Consider the following 19537-nt stretch of genomic DNA (forward strand, 5'->3'; position numbering starts at 1 on the left):
GGCCGGAATTTGCGAGAGCAAATTCCGGGTGAGGGGGCTCTCCGCGAGTCCAGCTCTCGCCGTGATCGCGGAGGCAGCCCCTCACCCCGGCCCTCTCCCCGCCAAGAGCGGGGAGAGGGAGAGGAAAGCAACTACGATCCCCCGCCCGCAGTGCCCGAGTTCACCGGCGCCAGCTCGTCCTCGCGGCAACGCCAGCCGTCGGCAGCTTTCACGAAGGCAAAGGTCCGCTGGATCCTCAGGCGGCGCGTGACATTGAACGCTGCTGCGGAGCGCTCCTTGTTGGTGGCTCCTGCTTGCGGACGGCCGGTGCTGGCGTCCCAGCAGGTGCCGGTGCAGGTCGAGGCGACCTTGCTACAGGTGGTGAACGGCGCCAGCACGACCATCTCGATCTCGCCCGTGACCTGCGCCTCCTGACCGGTCACCTGGCTGTCGATGGCGTCGACGCGGTTGATGCGGAGGAAATTGCCGCACGAATTGGCGGCGTGGATGCGCGCGGCGCAGAAATCGACGGCATCGGTGTCGGGCTCCCTGGCTGCGACCTGCCGGCCGAACACCTTCTTCGGATCGCCCCTGGCGGCCGCGATCTCGTCGGTCCTGCGCTTCAGATGGTCGGCGAGGCAATCTTCCGCGGAGCCAAGCTCCTGAGGTGGCACGTTCTCCTTCCCGACCAGATTGCACTTGCGATCGCGCTCTCGCGTCCAGCGACCGTATTCGGCGAAGGCAAAGCGCGCCGCGGTCGGGTCCAGCTTGCCGATCAGGCCAAGCACCTGGCTGTTGAGCTCGGTCTCGGTGAGCGCCAGCGATGGATCCGCGCAGATCAGCGCGCCGGCGGCGGTGTTGGCCGCAAGGCAGTCGAAATCCGGATCTCGCACGATCGCGGCCCGTTCCTCCGTCACCTTGAGAAGGCAGGCCTTCACCCGGTCGAAATCGTCGGCGTGGATCGCGGTCTGGCCGACGATGCCGCAACCGAGATTGCGCTGGCGGATCCAGATCGCATTCTCCTCGATTGCAGGCAGGCGATCGGGCAGGCGGGCGAGCCGCGCCTCGATGGCGGCGTTGAGCTTCTCGGCGGCGACAGACAGTTCGGCATCACCGCAGAACAATTGATTGCCGGGGTCGCGGATCTGCTGGCAGTTATTCCTGGCAAACAGCGGCAGCCTGTCGGCAACGGAGCGGTCGGATGGGCCGGATTGCGCAAAGCCTGGCGCGACCGGCAATGCCAGCATTGCCGGCAACGCCAGCCGTGCAAGCACACTCAGCACGATCAACCGCATTCCAATTGCCCCCAGCCTGGCCAAGGCCATGCTAGCGTCTCGGATCGTGCGGCGAAATGGGTTTGTGGCGGGGAGTTACAGCAAGATCAGCGCGCGTCGGCCTCGGCCGACACCATCGACACCCGCTGACTCTCGCCCCGCACGGGTTCGCCGGCATATTTCAGCACGGCGGATTGGGAGAGCACATAGAGCGGCTGGTAGTTGCGCGCGTCGTCATCCTCGACCATCGCCATGCGGCGGTTGTCCAGCATCAGCCAGTGGCCGTCGAGCTTTGCCGAGGCAACCGCATGGCCTTCACCGTTGCGGGTGTCGCGCACCACAACGAGGCGGAGGTCCTCCGCGGCGACGCCGGCAAGCCGCAGCGCGGCCAGCTTGGCGATGGCGTAATCCTCGCAATCGCCGGCGCCGCGCTGGAAGGTCTCGAGCGGCGAGCTCCAGATGTCCTCGGCACCATCATTTTCGGAGCGGATGGCGAGGTTGATGGCGCGGTTGGTCTCGCCGATCAACGCGCGGCCGTCGCGGGTGCGGGCCTGATCGATGATGGCGAGCAGCTTCAGCGCCGCGGGCGAGGCGCAATTGTCGCGGTCGCCATCGCACAGCGCGAGCTGCACCATGTCGTCGTCGAGCTTCTCCTTCAACGCGAACCATTTCTGCCGCAGGCCACCGGTGGAAATGGCGAAGGCGAACACGCCGAACGGCTCGGCAGATTTGCGCACGAGCACGCCTGCGCCGGGCGACAGCAATGTGCCGGCACGAAGGTCGGCAGCCGACCCGAGCAGGATCAATCCGCACAGGACAACGATAGCGCGCCAGGCGCGCGAGCGAGCAGCGGTCTCCATCTGACATCCCCTTATCCGGGCTTCGCCAGGTCCCCCTCGACCTTGACGTGCCGGGCTTGTTGCTTTCGCGGAGATAGTGCGAGCTGGGCCGTTTTGTTCTGCTTAACGCGCTTGGGCGGGACGCCAAAACCAAGGGGCAGGCTGAACCGGGCCTGCCCAACTTGCGTAAAATTTTACGATTTGCCGGCTAAGAGGAGCCTCGCTATCGCGAAATCGATTAAACTGCAGGCAGAAGTTGTGGGTGGCCCGATTCTGCACCTATGGCTAACGGCCCGCTATTTCACGGGCTCTGTTAGTTGGATCACAGATTTAACTCCGTATTTGCCGCAGGATGTTGCGGGGCACCACGAAGAAAAGATGACACAAGTATCTGGCGTCGGATCTGTACGACCGATTACTTTGGACGACTGGAAATGTGCGCAATAAGCCGGATTCGACTTCAAAATATTCGAAAAAATACTTCGCCTTATCCATCGATGTCGCCGTAGGCATAGTCGCCGGCAGCCAAGTGATGCGAAATCACACAAGCAATAGATGGTTTCGCTAAGGACTTGGTAATGCTATGCAAGCTTAGGCGCTCGATACTTACTTAGATTTTAACCCTTTTTACGGTGCCCGATTGAATTACGCTGGCAAATTTGACGGCGCGCTCTCCTTGGATAGCCAGGGTTCCCGTTCGCCCGCCTCCCATCACGTCGATTCCTTTACCGCCAAATCCTTTACCGCCACGGGGCATGGCCACGTGCCCGAAGGCGCGGTCGTCATTCCCGACCCCAACCTGATCTTCAACGGCGAGTTCAAGCGTACGGGTGTTGATCTCGTGCTGTCGCACGACGGCCATGAGTTCGTCGTTCACGATTATTTCAGGGGCGACAAGCGCGCGGCGATCGCCTCGCCCGACGGCGCCCATCTCACCGGCGACATCGTCAACGCGCTTACGGGTCACGTCCAGTATGCGCAGGCCGCGCCCGGTGCCGCCGCGGCGCAGGTCATCGGCCACGTCACCAAGCTGACCGGCAGCGCGACCGCGATCCGCAACGGCGTCTCGGTCATCCTGAACAACGGCGACAACGTCGAGAAGGGCGACGTGGTCTCGACCGGTTCGGATTCGACGCTTGGCGTCACCTTCATCGACGGCACCGTGTTCGGCCTGTCCTCCAACGCGCGGATGGTGCTGAACGAGATGGTCTACGACCCCAACGGGTCGAACAATTCCTCGCTGCTCAGCCTGGTCGCGGGCACCATCACCTTCGTCGCCGGCGAGACCGCCAAGCACGGCGACATGAAGATCGACACGCCGGTCGCCACCATGGGCATCCGTGGCACGGCCGTGCTGACCGAGATCAATTTCGTCGTTCCCTCGGGCGGCGGCGATCCGCAGCCGCAGGCGAACTTCCAGGTGCTGGTCGAGCCGAACGGCACCACCGGCTCCTACATCCTGTTCGACAAGCTGACGCTGCTGCCGATCGCGACGGTCAACCAGGCCGGCCAGATGATCCAGATCAGCGGCGGCAACGTCTCAATCACCAACGGGCTGCTGTCGCCGGACGTGCAGAAGCTGATCACGGACGTGTTCACGCTGAAGTTCACGGACAACAACACCAACACCAAGCTGACCACGAACTTCACCGACAGCATCACGCAGAACGGCAACATCGTATTTATCAAGACGGACACCGGTGCGACAGCGACCGCGACCTTCACCAACACGGTCAACAATGGTAGCGGCTCTGGGCAAGGCGGGACGGACAAGGGGGCCGATCGTTTTCCCGGGCCGCCACAGGCGCGCAGCCTCGATGCCAACGGCAATGTCACGTCATCGTTCTCGCTGAAAGAGCACGCGAACGCGACCGCCGATCACGCAGACACAACCGGCGACACCGTGGGTGCTGACACGGTGTCCGGCCGGATTACTTTCGTCGATCTCAATCTCGGCGACCGGCCGACGGTTTCGGTGAATCTCGCTCAAGCGCCGAACTTCGTTTACGAGAACGCTGGCCAGCAGGATGTCACCGGCTCGCTCACCGCACTGCAGAAGCAGGACATCGCAGCGACGCAGATCCAGATCGGCGTCGTCGCCGACGGGGCCAACAACAACAACGGTTCCGCGGTCTGGACCTACACGATGCCCGACCACGTCTTCGACTTCCTGGCCGCCGGCGAGACGTTGACGCTGACCTACATGGTGCGCATCGACAACAATTTCTCGGTCAACCCTGAAACCACGTTTATCCCGATCACCATTTCGATCACGGGCACCAACGACAAGCCCACCATCGCGACGTCTGGTGGAACCGTCATCGAGAAGGTCGGGACCGGCAACGAGGCTCTGGACACTATCACGGGCGCCGTCACCTTCACCGACGTCGATTTGACAGATCGGCCGATCGTGAGCGCGGCGCTCTCGTCCGCCCATCCGTTCAAATATCTCGACGCGCATGGCAACGATGTCACGGCGACGTTGACGCCTGAGCAGAAAGCCGCGATCGCTGCCGTCGAGGTTCCGCTCAGCGTGGTGCAGGGCGCGGGAAATGCCAATAACGGCTCGGCCACCTGGACCTACAGCGTCACTGACCACCTTTTCGATTTCCTCGCAGACGGCGAGACGTTGGTCCTCAATTACGTGATCCAGGTCGATGACGGGCACGGTGGGGTCGTCAGCACGCCGATCACCGTCTCCATCAATGGCGCTGACGTCAGCGTCGAGGGCACCAACGACGTGCCGACGATCGTCGGGGCATTAACGACTGTGACCGGTGCGGTGAAGGAAGATGCGGCGGCTACGCTATTGGCGGGCGGCACCATTACCTTCAACGATCCCGACCTCACCGACACGCACACCGCGGGTTTCGTTCTGAAGTCCACGACGTCAAGCGCGCATCTGCCCGGTTTCAGCGAAGGCACCTCGCAGATCGGCGCGTTCGCCCTCACCGCGGTGAGCGAGAGCCCCGGTGTCAGCACGGTCGGCTCCCTGGGGTGGAGCTTCACGCTCGATGACAGCAATCCGGTGCTGCAGTCGCTGGCCGAAGGCCAGACCATTACCCAGATCTACACCGTCACCGTCGACGATCATCACGGAGGAACGGTCACCCAGGACGTCACGGTCACGATCACTGGCACCAACGACGTTCCCACCATCACGAGCAGCAACGCCGACGCAACGGGCGGCGTGACCGAGGACGCCGCTACGCCGACGCTGTCGAGCGGCGGCACGCTGGCGATCCAGGATCTCGACCTGATCGACACCCACACGGCGGCGGCGGTGTTCAAGTCGTCGGCATCGAGCGCGCATCTGCCGGGCTTCACTGAGGGCGCCACGAACATCGGCACCTTCACGATCGACCCGTCGGTGACCGAGTCCAGCAGCGACACCAACAATGGCGCGACGCTGGGCTGGCACTTCAGCCTCGCGGACAACGACCCGGTGCTGCAGTCGCTGGCCCAGGGCGAGACCATTACCCAGGTCTACACCGTCACCTTCACCGACAATCACGGTGCGACGGTGACCCAGGACGTCACCGTCACCATCACCGGCACCAACGACACGCCGACCATCACCAGCAATGCTGCGGCCGCGGCGGGCTCGGTGACCGAGGATGCCGCTACGCCGACGCTGTCGACCGGCGGCACGCTGGCGATCCAGGATCTCGACCTGATCGACACCCACACCGCGCAGGCGGTGTTCAAGTCGTCGGCATCGAGCGCGCATCTGCCAGGCTTCACCGAGGGCGCCACGAACATCGGCACCTTCACGATCGACCCGTCGGTGACCGAGTCCAGCACCGACACCAGCAACGGTGCGACGCTGGGCTGGCACTTCAGCCTCGCGGACAACGACCCGGTGCTGCAGTCGCTGGCCGAAGGGCAGGCCATCACCCAGGTCTACACCGTCACCTTCACCGACAATCACGGTGCGACGGTCAGTCAGGACGTGACGGTCACCATCATCGGCACCAACGACACGCCGACCATCACGAGCAGCAACGCCGACGCAACGGGCGGCGTCACCGAGGATGCCGCTACGCCGACGCTGTCGACCGGCGGCACGCTGGCGATCCAGGATCTCGACCTGATCGACACCCACACGGCGGCGGCGGTGTTCAAGTCGTCGGCATCGAGCGCGCATCTGCCGGGCTTCACCGAAGGCACCACGAACATCGGCACCTTCACGATCGACCCGTCGGTCACCGAGTCCAGCAGCGACACCAACAATGGCGCGACGCTGGGCTGGCACTTCAGCCTCGCCGACAACGACCCGGTGCTGCAGTCGCTGGCCGAAGGGCAGACTATCACCCAGGTCTACACCGTCACCTTCACCGACAATCAGGGTGCGACGGTCAGCAAAGACGTCACGGTCACGATCACAGGCACCAATGACGTTCCGACCGTTACGAATAGCGAGGCGGCGGCAAAGGGCGCGGTGACCGAAGATACGGGGTTGACGCTGCTGGTTGGCGGGACACTGGCGATCCAGGACCTCGACCTGATCGATACCCATACGGCAACGGCAGCGTTCAAGTCGGCGACATCGGATGCGCATCTGCCTGGCTTCAGCGACGGTACCTCGCTCGGCACCTTCACGATCGACTCGGCGGTGACCGAGTTCAGCACCGACGCCGACAACAGTGCGACACTGTGCTGGCACTTCAGCCTCGCCGACAATAGCGCAGTGCTGCAATCGCTGGCCCAGGGCCAGTCGATCACCGAGGTCTACACCGTCACCATCACGGACGATCATGGCGCGCACGTCTCGCACGACGTCACCGTCACGATCAACGGCGCCAACGACGCGCCGACGATCACGAGCGGCGAGGCAGCGGCAGAGGGCGCGGTGACCGAGGATGATAGCGCGACGCTGTCGATCGACGGCACGCTTGCGATCCAGGACCTCGACCTGATCGACACACACACAGCGGAGGCCGTGTTCAAGTCGTCGACATCGAGCGCGCATCTGCCCGGCTTCAGCGACGGTACTTCGCTCGGCACTTTCACGATCGACTCTTCGGTGACCGAGTTCAGCGCCGACACCGACAACAGCGCGACGCTGGGCTGGCACTTTAGTCTCAACAACAATAGCGCCGTGCTGCAATCGCTGGCCCAGGGCCAGTCGATCACCGAGGTCTATACCGTCACCTTCACGGACGATCATGGCGCGCACGTCTCGCAGGACGTCACCGTCACGATCAACGGTGCCAACGACGCGCCGACGATCACGAGCGGCGAGGCAGCGGCCGAGGGCGCGGTGACCGAGGATGCGAGCGCGACGCTGTCGATCGACGGCACGCTTGCGATCCAGGACATCGACCTGATCGATACGCACACTGCGGCGGCGGTGTTCAAGTCGTCGTCCCTCAGCTCGGCGCTGCCGGACTTTGACAGCAACTCGCATATCGGCAGCTTCACGATCGATCCGTCGGTGACCGAATCGAATAGCGACGCCAGCAATGGCGCGACGCTGGGTTGGCATTTCTCGCTCGACGACAGCGACCCGACGCTGCAGTCGCTCGCCCAGGGCCAGACTATCACTCAGGTCTACACCGTCGCCTTCACCGACAATCACGGCGCGCACGTCTCGCAGGACGTCACCGTCACCATCACAGGTACAAACGACGCGCCGACATTGGCCGACGTCACCGCTGGAGCGCTCACGGACACGGCTGCGACCGACACCTTCTCCGATCTCACCGGCACGCTGGCCGGGGCCGATGTGGATAACGGTGAAACGGCGACGCTGGTCTATTCGGCGGTCGGCGCCGACAATCATGGCTCCGTGGCGGGCCATTACGGCTCGCTGACGGTGAACGCCGACGGCACGTACGACTACGCCCCCGACGCGGCCGCGATCAACGCGCTGTCGGCCGGACCCTATGCCGATACGTTTACGGTCCAGACCACGGACGCGCATGGCGCGACCGGCACGGCGACATTCACCGTGAACGTGACCGGTGCCAACGACGTGCCGACGATCTCGAACGCGACGCTCGATGCGGTCAGCGAGGATGCTGTGGCCCCGGCCGGATCCACCGTGGGCGCGCTTTTCACAACCGGTTTTCACGACGCTGATGCCGGTGCGAACCTCAAGGCTGTCGCAGTTACCGCCGACCATGCCGACGAATCGCAGGGCGTCTGGCAATACGAAGTTGCCGGCAGCAATCAGTGGATCGACATCTCCGGCGTCAGCGACACCAGCGCCCTTGTGCTCGCCACCGACGCGCTGATCCGTTTCGTGCCGGCCGCAAACTACAGCGGCGTGCCTGGCGGTCTCGATGTGCATGCGCTGGACGACACGTATAATGGTGGCAGCAGCGGCCTTAGCCCGGTTTCGATCGACATCGCCGCGGTTGGCTCCAGCGTGTCCACCACGGCGGCCACGCTCAACACCGAAGTCGCACCGGTCGCCGATCCGCCGGCGTTCGAGGCGCTGGCGGTGAATTACCTTGCCGACAGCCTGACCGGCATCAGCATTGACAACTCCCATTGGAACGTCGTGCTGCCGTCGGTGCCCGGCACCGACGACGATGCGTCGGTCACGCCGACCGCCAATGGCGTGGTCCTGCACGATCACGGCTACCTGGAGACGACCTCCGGCTTTACCCCGACGGCCGCCACGCCGCTGCATGCCAGCCTGAGCTTCAGCCTCGACGACGGGGTCGGTCCCTATGTCGCGGTCACCGATGGCACCGACGGGACGACCGGCACGTACGGCTCACCGGCCAACGGTCTGTCCTTCATGTTCGGCTGGGGCAATGGCCTGATTATCACCAACAATGCCACGGGCGCGAACGTCAACCTCTCGGCGAGCCTCAGCCAGGGCACCGTCTACGACGCGACCATTACCGACGACGGCTCACATCAGACCGTGGTGATCGTCGATCACAGCACGGGCCAGACCGTCGGCACCTTCACATCCGATTTCACCGACTATGCCGCCGGCAATCTCGTCACCATCACCAACCGTGAGGCCAACGACGGCCAGCACGACGCGACCGTCAGCAATGTCACGATCTCCAATGCTTTCGAGGGCGAACACGGCACGGCGATCGCTCTTCCGAGCCTCACCGCCGTCACCGATACCGACGGGTCGGAGCACATGGCGCTCGACCTGTCCGGCTTCCCGGACGGAACGACGTTCTCGGTCGGGCAGGCCGGAATCGGCGACGAAGCCGGCCACTGGCTGGTCAGTGCGCCGGATATCGCCTCGCTCGGCACGTCCGCGCTGACCCTGACGACGCCAACCGATTACGCCGGCGAGTTCAGCCTGCATGTGAGCGGCACCGTGGTCGATCGGGCGACCGGTCTCTCAGGGCCGCTAAGCGACACCGAGACGTTCACCAACGATGTCGCCGTCAAGGTCGACGGCGCGCCCGCAGGCGGGCCTGTCATCGACACCGACCATTTCTACGTCTCGCATGATCGAGAACTCGGCACAGACACCATCACCAATCTCTCGGTCACCGACACCGATTCCGGCGCGTCGACGGACGAGTTTAAGGTCACGGCAGTCACCGCGCATGCGCCGGGCAGCAGTGTCGATCTGTCACCGAGTTGCGGCACGCTCGACGACATCAATACGGCCTTCGAGAACGGTGTCACCTACAGTGCCGGCGAAACGCCGCCGGACGCCGACCAGATCACGCTGACGGTGACGGACAAGACCACCGGTCTCTCCGACACCGTCAACTTCATCTTCAACGAGGGCGACGCCAGCCATGGCGTCACGCTGAACGGCACCAGCGGCAAGGACGTCATCTTCGCGACGACGACCGGCGACACGCTGTCCGGTGGCGGCGGCAAGGACCAGTTCGTCTTCGCGCCGGGCTCGGCCGGGTATGACGACGAGGGGCATCCCGTGGCCGACTACGCGCACACCATCACCGATTTCATCGAAGGCGTGGACAGGATCGACCTGCGCCAGTTCTCGGGCGTCAGCTCCATCGGCAACCTCAGCATCACCCAGCAGAACGGCGAAACGTTGGTTGCGTGGCAGCAGCAGATCGGCGCGGGCGATAGTTCGGTCACCGAGCATGAGCAGCTGTTGCTGAAGAGCATGACCGCGACACTCAAGGCCAGCGATTTCATCTTCCATATCACCTGACGGGTGCCGCCTCCGGCGTGCGGCCGGCTTGCGGGCGATGAACGCACATCTTGACCGCGGCAAAAAATCCATAATCCTTCGTCCTGGGGAATAGCCAATCGCGCGCCGAGGCCCCATGATCGGCCTTGAAGACGTGATGCGCGGCAGGAAGCTCGACTGACATGAAACGTCTCAAAATCCTGCGACGGTGGTTCGCGCGAAAGTTCGGCTTTGCGCGGCTGGTGTGCCTTGCGCTGCTGATCGTCTTTGCGGGCTTGCGCGTCTGGGATCCGCCGCCGGTGCAGGAATTGCGGCTGCGCACCTTCGACCTGTTCCAGCTGGTCGATCCCCGTCACAAGACGGTGCGGCCGGTCACCATCGTCGACATCGACGACAAGAGTCTCGCCAGGTTTGGCCAATGGCCGTGGTCGCGGACGCGGATCGCGGACATGATCGTCAACCTCACCAGCAACGGCGCAGTGGTGATCGGCTTCGACGTGGTGTTCTCGGAAGCAGACCGGCTCAATCCGGATCTGGTCGCAAACCAGATGCGTTATCTGGACGACGCCACCCGCACCAAGCTGCGCGAGCTGCCGAGCAACGACCAGATCCTCTCGGAAGCGATCAAGCGCTCGCGCGTGGTGCTGGGCGAGACGGGGCAGCAGAAGGTCACGTCTGAGGTCGACAAAACGCTGCCCTTCACCGGTGTGGCTACGGTCGGCGAAGAAAACGCCGAACGCTTCCTGTTCGAATTCCCCGGTCTGCTTCGCAACGTGCCTGTCATCGAGAAAGTCGCAGTGGGGCGCGGCCTGTTCAGTATTCCAACCGAGCGCGACGGCCTGATCCGGCGCGTGCCGATGATCATGCTCGCCCAGGGCAACATCATGCCCTCGCTCAGCCTTGAGATCCTGCGGGTCGTCACGGGGACGCCCACTCTGCTGGTTCGCACCGACAAGACCGGCATCCGCGCCATCCGCCTCAAGGGCGTCGAGATCCCGACCGACGAGAACGGTCAACTCTGGGTGCACTATGCCCGCCAAGATCCCTCGATCTACGTGTCGGCGGCCGACGTCCTCGACAACACGGTGCCGCCGAGCAAGATCAATGGCAAGCTGGTGCTGATCGGCACCTCCGCGGTCGGCCTGAACGACATCAAGACCACGCCGGTGTCGCGGGCCATGCCGGGTGTCGAGATTCACGCCCAGGTGCTCGAAAGCGTGCTGACTGGCGCGGCGATCTCCCGGCCGAACTACGCGCTCGGTGTCGAATTGATCACTGCGACGATCATCGGCGTCCTCGTCATCATCTTTACCCCGAATCTCGGCCCCGTCCGGCTGGTGATCGCGGGCGCGATGTTCGCCGCCATCCTGGTCGGCACGTCCTGGTTCTTCTACTGGAAATACCGCTACCTCATCGACTTCACCTATCCGCTGCTGTCGACCACCGCGATCTACCTGACGTTCATCTTCTCGAGCTTCGTGCGCGAGCAGCGGCAGCGCGTGCAGATCCGCGGCATATTCGCGCAATACATGTCGCCCGTGCTGGTCGAGCAGCTCGCGCAATCGCCGGAGAAAGTCGTGCTCGGCGGCGAGGAGCGCGAGCTGACGATCATGTTTTCCGACGTGCGCGGCTTCACCTCCATCTCGGAAAGCTACAAGCACGATCCGCAGGGCCTGATCACGCTGATGAACCGCTTCCTGACGCCGCTCACCGACGTGATCATCGAAGAGAAGGGTTACGTCGACAAATACATGGGCGATGCCATCATGGCATTCTGGAATGCGCCGCTCGACGATGCCGAGCACCAGGTCAACGCCTGCGAGGCCGCGATCCAGATGCTCGAGAAGATCGACGTGGTCAACAAGGAGCGCGAGCAAGAAGCCGCCGAGGGCGGCCACGTCTATATCCCGCTCAACGTGGGCATCGGTCTCAACACCGGCATCGGCGTGGTCGGCAACATGGGCTCCGACCTGAAGAAGAACTATTCGGTACTCGGCGACAGCGTGAACCTGGCGTCACGCCTGGAAGGCCAGACCAAGGAATACGGTTTTCCGATCATCGTCGGCTCCCGCACGGCGCTCGCCGCCAAGGACAAGTTTGCGATCCTCGAGCTCGACTTCATCATGGTCAAGGGCAAGAGCGAGCCGGAGGTGATCTATGCCATCGCCGGCCGCGAGGACGTGATGCAGTCGGCCGCGTTCCAGCGCCTGCGCAACATCACCATCGAGATGCTCGGCTGCTACCGCAACCGCGACTGGCACGGCGCACTCGAGGCCATCGAGCGCGGCCGCCGCAGCGAGGACGCCGACACGCTGGAAAAGCTGTTCAAGCTGTACGAGGCGCGCATCAAGGATTTCAAGATCGATCCGCCGCCGGAAGGCTGGACGGGAGCGTTTGCGCTGCTGACGAAGTAGGGCTGCGAGTGTGTGGGCTCCGTGGTCGCCCATACACTCCGTCATTGCGAGCGGAGCGAAGCAATCCAGAGTGTCTCCGCGGATGCAATTCTGGATTGCTTCGCTCCGCTCGCAATGACGAGACTGTTGAGGCGTTTGCGCGCAATAGCTCACGGCGGTCGTCCCGGCGAAGGCCGACACGACCGCGTTCATGAGGCGCGCGCCGTCTCACTCCACCCCGATCGTCGTCAGGTCCTGGAACCAGTGCTGCGCCTGGACGAACTGCTTCACCTTCGGCGACAGCGCGTGCGGGTTGGTGTCGTGGACGACCCAGACCAGCGCGGCATCGTCGACGATCAGGGCGTGCGCCTGCGCGATCAGATCGTCCTGCTTGGCGGTGTCGAAGGTCTGCTTGGCCTCGTTGATCAGCGCGTCGACTTCAGGGTTCTTGTAGCCGCCCCAGTTGACGCCGACCGGTGCGATCTGGTCGGAGGCGAAGAAGCGGACGATGGCGTAGAGCGGGTCCGAGGTGACATAGGCGATGTTGTTGGCGGTGATGCCGGCGTTGATCTCGTCGGCCGCGCCCTTGCGCCAGTGCGTATAGAGCGTCTCGAGCTCGACCACCTTGAAGTCGATGTCGATGCCGATCTCCTTGAAGCTTTGCTGCAGGAACTCGTTCATCGGCAGCGACAGCATCTGGCCGGTGCCGCCCTGCGCGATGATGAAGGTGGCTTTCAGCGGCTTCGCCTTGGGGTAGCCGGCCTCCTCGACCAGCTTCTTGGCAGCCGCAAGATCATACTTGATGTCGAAGCTCGGCTTGCCGAACCACGGGCTCGACGGATCGACCTGGCCCTTGGCGGGTTTGGCCAGCCCATTCATCAGGCCGACGACCTCGTCGCGGTTGATCGCGAGGTTGAGCGCCTTGCGCAAGCGGATGTCGGTCCAGGGCGAGCCCGGCAGCACGCTCAGATGATAATTCCACACATGCGGCGTGACGTTGTCGACGATCTTCATGCCGGCCGCTTTCAGCTGCGGCACGGCATCGGGCGCCGGCGTCTCGATCAGGTCGACTTGCCCTGCGAGCAGCGCGTTGGTGCGGGTCAGCGCTTCCGGCATCGGCACCAGCACGATCTTGTCGACCTTGGGAATGCGCTTCGTGTTCCAATAGTCCGGATTCTTGCTGAGCTCGGCGAGCTCGCGCGGCACCAGTTTTGTCAATTTGAACGGGCCGGTGCCGGAGGGCTGGCTGGCGAACTTGTCCCAATCCTTGCCGAGCTTCTCGTATTGCGCGGGGCTCGAGACCAGGAACCACAGCATCTGATAGGGGAAGAAGGAATCGACCTTCTTGGTGGTGATCTCCACTGTGGAATCGTCGATCTTGGCGTAGCTCGCCACCGAAGGCAGCCGCGTCTTCACCTGCGCGCTCTGCCGCTTGTCGAATTGCGGCGCCTTGTCGTTGAGCACCTTGTCGAGATTCCAGATCACCGCATCGGCGTTGAATTCGCTGCCGTCGTGAAACTTGACGCCCCTACGGAGCGCGAAGCGCCATTTGGTCTTGTCGGCATCGTCGACCTTCCATTCCGTCGCGAGTCCCGGCACCAGCTTGCCGGGACGGTCGGCAACATCCATTTCCCACGCAACCAGCGGATCGTAGATCGTATAGGCGGTGAACTGATAGGCGCCGGCGCCGCGATCGGGCTGACCCGTTGTCAGCGGAATATCCGCCATGGAGATGCCGTAGCGCACCACCGTTTCAGCGCGCGCCGGGATTGCGAATGACGCCAGCACAAGCACGGCGAGACAAGTCGATAATCGGATACGCATGGCCCAAAGCTCCAAGGGAAAATTCATGGGAGAATTCGGAGCCAAACGTGCAATCTTGATGCCAGAATAGGCAGTGCGATGCCTCCATGGCTGCTCGATCACAAGGACTTGTCGTCGCAGGGGCAATTTGCAGAATAAGTTTCCCCATTGGCATAGCCATTGCATACGTTTGCATCAAAATTAATCATCGAAAGCCGCAAAAGGACTGAGGTAATGCTTATCAAGACGACGACACGCGCGGCGCTGATTGCGGCGCTGGCCCTGACGACTGCGGCTGCGTGGCCGCGCGCGGCCAGCGCCGAAACCGTGCTGCGCATCGGCATGACGGCTGCCGATATTCCGCGCACGCTCGGTCAGCCCGATCAGGGTTTTGAAGGCAATCGCTTCACTGGCGTCACCATGTATGACGCGCTCACGGGCTGGGATCTCTCCTCCGCCGACAAGGCCAGCGTGGTGATCCCCGGCCTCGCCACCGAGTGGAAGGTCGACGATGCCGACAAGACCAAATGGACCTTCAAGCTGCGCCCCGGCGTCACCTTCCATGATGGCACGCCGTTCAACGCCGACGCGGTGGTCTGGAACGTCGACAAGGTCCTGAAGCAGGACGCGCCGCAATTCGATCCGAGCCAGGTCGGTGCCACCGCCACGCGGATGCCGACGCTCGTATCCGCCAGGAAGATCGACGACATGACGGTCGAGCTCACCACCAAGGAGCCCGACAGCTTTCTGCCGATCAACCTCACCAACCTGTTCATGGCGAGCCCGGCAAAGTGGCAGCACTTCTACGACAAGGCCGAAGGCGCCGACGCCAAGGCGAAGTCGCAGGCCGCCTGGACTGCCTTTGCCAAGGACGCCGCGGGCACCGGCCCGTGGAAGATGGCGAGCTTCACGCCGCGCGAGCGGCTCGAGCTGGTGAAGAATGCGGACTATTGGGACAAGGCCCGCGTGCCCAAGGTCGACAAGATGCTGCTCTTGCCGATGCCGGAGGCGAATGCGCGCACTGCGGCGCTGCTCTCCGGACAGGTCGACTGGGTCGAGGCACCGGCGCCGGATGCGCTGCCCGAGCTCAAGCAGCGCGGCTTCAAGCTCTACGCCAACGAGCAGCCGCATGTCTGGCCGTGGCAGTTCTCGCGCGTAGAGGGCTCGCCCTGGAACGACATTCGCGTCCGCAAGGCCGCCAATCTCTGCGTCGATCGTGAAGGGCTCAAGGACGGGCTGCTTGCGGGTCTCATGGTGCCGGCGACCGGCACCTTCGAGCCCGGTCATCCCTGGCGCGGCAAGCCGACCTTCGAGATCAAGTATGACAAGCCGGCAGCGCAAAAGCTGATGCAGGAGGCAGGCTTCGGTCCGAACAAGAAGCTGGCGGTCAAGATCCAGACCTCGACCTCCGGCTCGGGCCAGATGCAGCCGCTGCCGATGAACGAATATCTCCAGCAGGCACTTGCCGAATGCTATTTCGACGTGCAGCTCGACGTCATCGAGTGGAATACGCTGTTCTCCAATTGGCGGCGCGGTGTCAAGGATCCCAGCGCCAACGGCTCGAACGCGACCAACGTCACCTATGCGGCGATGGACCCGTTCTTCGCGCTGGTGCGTTTCCTGCAGTCGTCGATGGCGCCGCCGGTCTCGAACAATTGGGGTTTTATCAACAATCCCAAGTTCGACGAGCTGGTGAAGAAGGCGCGGCAGACGTTTGATCCAGCCGCGCGTGACGCCGCGCTCGCCGAGCTGCACGCAGCCTCCGTCGACGATGCAGCCTTCCTCTACGTCGCCCACGACGTCGGCCCGCGCGCCATGAGCCCGAAAGTGACAGGTGTGATCCAGCCGAAGAGCTGGTTCATCGACTTCTCGCCGATCTCGATGACGCCGTGAGGTGATCACTCTATCTATCCGTCATGCCCGGGCTTGACCCGGGCATCCACGTCTTTCTTGCTTCGTCTTTCTAAAGAGAAGAACGTGGATGGCCGGGACAAGCCCGGCCATGACGGCATCTACGCGCCAACCTGAGTAAACCCGACGTGCTCGCCTACATCGCCAGACGCATCGTCTATGTCATCCCGATCGTCATCAGCGTGGCGCTGGTGTGCTTTCTGCTCGTGCATATCACGCCGGGCGATCCGCTGGTCGCGGTGCTGCCGGCCGATGCCTCGCAGGAGCTCGCGGCGCAGCTGCGCGCCGCCTACGGCTTTGACCGTCCGCTGCCGGTGCAGTTCGGCCTGTGGCTGCTGCGCGCGCTGCATGGCGACCTCGGCAATTCCATTGCGACGGGCCGTCCCGTGCTCGCCGAGGTCATGCGCGCGGTCGGCAACACCGTCACGCTTGCGATTGCGGCCGCCATCATCGGCTTCACCATGGGCGTCCTGCTCGGCCTGATCGCCGGCTATTTCCGCGAGACCTGGATCGACAAGCTCGCGACCTCCTTTGCCATCGCCGGCGTCTCGGTGCCGCATTACTGGCTCGGCATGGTGCTCGTCATCATCTTCTCGGTGGAGCTGAACTGGCTGCCCGCGGTCGGCGCCGGGCCGAACGGCTCTAGCTCCTGGGCCTGGGATTGGGCGCACCTGAAATATCTCGTGCTGCCGGCGATCACGACCTCGGTGATTCCGATGGGCATCGTCACCCGCACCGTGCGCGCGCTCACCGGCGATATCCTTTCGCAGGATTTCGTCGAGGCATTGCGCGCCAAAGGCCTGCACGAAACCGGCGTGTTCCGCCACGTCATCAAGAATGCCGCGCCGACCGCGCTCGCCGTGATGGGACTTCAGCTTGGCTACATGCTTGGTGGCTCGATCCTGATCGAGACCGTATTCTCCTGGCCGGGTTCGGGCTTTCTGCTCAACTCCGCGATCTTCCAGCGCGACCTGCCGCTGTTGCAAGGCACGATCCTGGTTCTGGCCCTGTTCTTCGTCTTCCTCAATCTGCTGGTCGACATCGCGCAAGCCGTGATCGATCCGCGCATCAAGCGGGGCTAGCGGCGATGAGCGAGCTTCCGTTGTCCGCGACCAGCGACGCCGCGCTTCAGGCCGCGCCCGCGACCAAGGCGCGCGGCTACTGGGCGACCGTCGGCCGGCGCATCCTGCGCGACAAGGTCAGCATGGCCTGCGCGCTGGTGTTGCTGCTGATCTTCGTCTCCGCCATTCTCGCGCCCTGGCTTGGACTCGAAGATCCCTACAAGGGCTCGATGATCCGCCGCCTGCGCCACATCGGCACGGCAGGCTATCCGCTCGGCACCGACGAGCTCGGCCGCGACATGCTGGCCCGGTTGATCTATGGCGGGCGGCTGTCGCTGGTGATCGGCATTTTGCCTGTCATCCTCGCCTTTGGCATCGGGACTTCGCTCGGGCTTGTCGCCGGCTATGTCGGCGGCAAGCTCAACACCGCGATCATGCGCACGATCGATGTGTTCTACGCCTTCCCCTCCGTGCTGCTGGCGATCGCGATCTCCGGCGCGCTCGGTGCCGGCATCCTCAATTCCATCGTGTCGTTGACCGTCGTGTTCGTGCCGCAGATCACCCGTGTCGCCGAGAGCGTCACCACCGGCGTGCGCAACATGGATTTCGTCGAAGCCGCGCGCGCCTCCGGCGCCAGGCCCTTCACCATCATGCGCGTGCACATCCTCGGCAACGTGCTGGGCTCGATCTTCGTCTATGCCACCAGCCTGATCTCGGTCTCGATGATTTTGGCGGCAGGCTTATCCTTCCTCGGCCTCGGTACAAAACCGCCGGAGCCGGAATGGGGCCTGATGCTGAACACGCTCCGCACCGCGATCTACGTCAATCCCTGGGTTGCGGCATTGCCCGGCGCGATGATCTTCGCGGTCTCGATCTGCTTCAACCTGCTTTCGGACGGCCTGCGCAGCGCCATGGACATCAGGAACTGAGATGATGATGCAGAAGAGCAATGGCGCGGCATGGGAGGTCGTCATGCCCGGGCTTGTCCCGGGCACCCACGTTCTTCGTCCCGTGTGGCAAGGCGTGGATGGCCGGGACAAGCCCGGCCATGACGGCGTGGAGGCTTTAGTACGGGCCATATGTGATGGCCTTGCTCCGACGGGGAGAGGCAGGAGGCCGCGGGCATGAGCGACACCAGCACCTCCGTTGCCATGCTGGAGCCGGTCGAGGACGTCGGCGGCGTCGCGCAGCCGTTGCTCCAGGTCAATGGCCTGACCAAGCATTTTCCGGTACGTGGTGGGCTGTTCGCCCCGAAACGTACCGTGCGCGCCGTCGACAATGTCTCCTTCTCCATCGCCAAGGGCGAGACCGTCGGCATCGTCGGCGAGTCCGGTTGCGGCAAGTCGACCACCGCGCGCCTCTTGATGCATCTGATGCCGCGCGATGCCGGCGACATCATCTATGACGGCATGTCCGTCGGGCAGTCGCTGTCGCTGCGCGAGCTCCGCCGCGGCATGCAGATGGTGTTCCAGGATTCCTACGCCTCGCTCAATCCGCGCCTGACCATCGAGGAATCGATCGCGTTCGGCCCCAAGGTCCATGGCATGGCCGATGGCACCGCGCGTGCGCTGGCGCGCGAGCTGCTCGGCAAAGTCGGCCTGGTGCCCGCAAATTTCGCCAACCGCTATCCGCACGAGATCTCCGGCGGCCAGCGCCAGCGCGTCAACATCGCCCGCGCGCTCGCACTCTCGCCGCGGCTCGTGATTCTGGATGAAGCCGTCTCCGCGCTCGATAAATCCGTCGAGGCGCAGGTGCTTAACCTGCTGGCCGATCTCAAGCGCGAGTTCGGCCTGACCTATCTCTTCATCAGCCACGACCTCAACGTCGTCCGCTACATCAGCGACCGCGTGCTGGTGATGTATCTCGGCGAGGTGGTCGAGCTCGGCCCCGTCGACCAGGTCTGGGACGCGCCCGCGCATCCCTATACGCGCGCGCTGCTGGCCGCGATGCCGTCCTCCGATCCCGATAGGCGCACCGAGCAGCCGCCGATCACGGGCGATCCACCCAATCCGATCGATCCGCCCGCGGGCTGCCGCTTCCACACCCGTTGTGCGTTTGCGGAGCCGCTCTGCGCAATTGCTGCACCAAAGCTCACCGCGCTGGATAATATGGGCCACGAGGCCGCGTGCTACATGGCGATTCCGGGTTCAGGCCATAGCCGCGCGCCCTGAGAGGAAACCGC

At 63.7% G+C, this 19537-nt stretch carries 10 protein-coding genes; 6 read left to right on the top strand and 4 right to left on the bottom strand.

Going from position 1 to position 19537, the window contains the following annotated elements; genetic code table 11:
- Window positions 1-131: 131 nt before the first annotated feature.
- Window positions 132-1274 (bottom strand): lysozyme inhibitor LprI family protein, encoded by a 1143-nt coding sequence (locus ABID58_RS04065; RefSeq protein WP_354031610.1) that lies wholly within the window; start codon window positions 1272-1274, stop codon window positions 132-134.
- 86 nt (window positions 1275-1360) lie between these two features.
- Complete coding sequence (locus tag ABID58_RS04070; RefSeq protein ID WP_354031611.1) at window positions 1361-2113, bottom strand: transglutaminase-like cysteine peptidase; 753 nt, start codon at window positions 2111-2113, stop codon at window positions 1361-1363.
- Window positions 2114-2732: 619 nt separating this feature from the next.
- On the opposite strand from ABID58_RS04070, the gene ABID58_RS04075 reads away from it, so the two are divergent.
- Window positions 2733-10208, top strand: coding sequence for a VCBS domain-containing protein (locus ABID58_RS04075; RefSeq protein ID WP_502916375.1), 7476 nt, complete (start codon window positions 2733-2735; stop codon window positions 10206-10208).
- Here ABID58_RS04075 and ABID58_RS04080 read toward each other — a convergent pair.
- Entirely contained in the window at window positions 10201-10371 is a 171-nt protein-coding gene (locus ABID58_RS04080; protein ID WP_354031613.1) for a hypothetical protein, read from the bottom strand. The two genes, ABID58_RS04075 and ABID58_RS04080, sit on opposite strands and share 8 nt — an antisense overlap.
- Here ABID58_RS04080 and ABID58_RS04085 point away from each other — a divergent pair.
- Window positions 10370-12601 (top strand): CHASE2 domain-containing protein, encoded by a 2232-nt coding sequence (locus tag ABID58_RS04085; protein WP_354031614.1) that lies wholly within the window; start codon window positions 10370-10372, stop codon window positions 12599-12601. The genes ABID58_RS04080 and ABID58_RS04085 overlap by 2 nt on opposite strands.
- Window positions 12602-12808: 207 nt before the next feature.
- On the opposite strand, the gene ABID58_RS04090 is transcribed toward ABID58_RS04085, so the two are convergent.
- On the bottom strand, window positions 12809-14404 hold the full coding sequence (locus tag ABID58_RS04090) for an ABC transporter substrate-binding protein (RefSeq protein WP_354031615.1): 1596 nt from the start codon (window positions 14402-14404) through the stop codon (window positions 12809-12811).
- A 213-nt stretch (window positions 14405-14617) separates the two neighbouring features.
- Here ABID58_RS04090 and ABID58_RS04095 point away from each other — a divergent pair, with 213 nt between their 5' ends.
- The 4 genes from ABID58_RS04095 to ABID58_RS04110 all read left to right on the top strand — a co-directional run bounded on the left by ABID58_RS04095 (window position 14618) and on the right by ABID58_RS04110 (window position 19526).
- Window positions 14618-16276 (top strand): ABC transporter substrate-binding protein, encoded by a 1659-nt coding sequence (locus ABID58_RS04095; protein WP_354031616.1) that lies wholly within the window; start codon window positions 14618-14620, stop codon window positions 16274-16276.
- A gap of 146 nt (window positions 16277-16422) precedes the next feature.
- Window positions 16423-17376 carry an ABC transporter permease gene (locus tag ABID58_RS04100; RefSeq protein ID WP_354031617.1) on the top strand — a complete coding sequence of 318 codons (954 nt, stop codon included), beginning with the start codon at window positions 16423-16425 and terminating at the stop codon, window positions 17374-17376.
- A gap of 5 nt (window positions 17377-17381) precedes the next feature.
- Window positions 17382-18284, top strand: coding sequence for an ABC transporter permease (locus ABID58_RS04105; protein ID WP_354031618.1), 903 nt, complete (start codon window positions 17382-17384; stop codon window positions 18282-18284).
- Window positions 18285-18479: 195 nt separating this feature from the next.
- The gene (locus ABID58_RS04110; RefSeq protein ID WP_354031619.1) at window positions 18480-19526 is read left to right on the top strand and encodes an ABC transporter ATP-binding protein; all 1047 of its coding nucleotides are present in this window, start codon (window positions 18480-18482) and stop codon (window positions 19524-19526) included.
- Window positions 19527-19537: the final 11 nt, after the last annotated feature.

Origin of the sequence: Bradyrhizobium sp. S3.2.6, from assembly GCF_040546885.1 — a bacterium.
GTDB classification, from domain to species: domain Bacteria; phylum Pseudomonadota; class Alphaproteobacteria; order Rhizobiales; family Xanthobacteraceae; genus Bradyrhizobium; species Bradyrhizobium cytisi.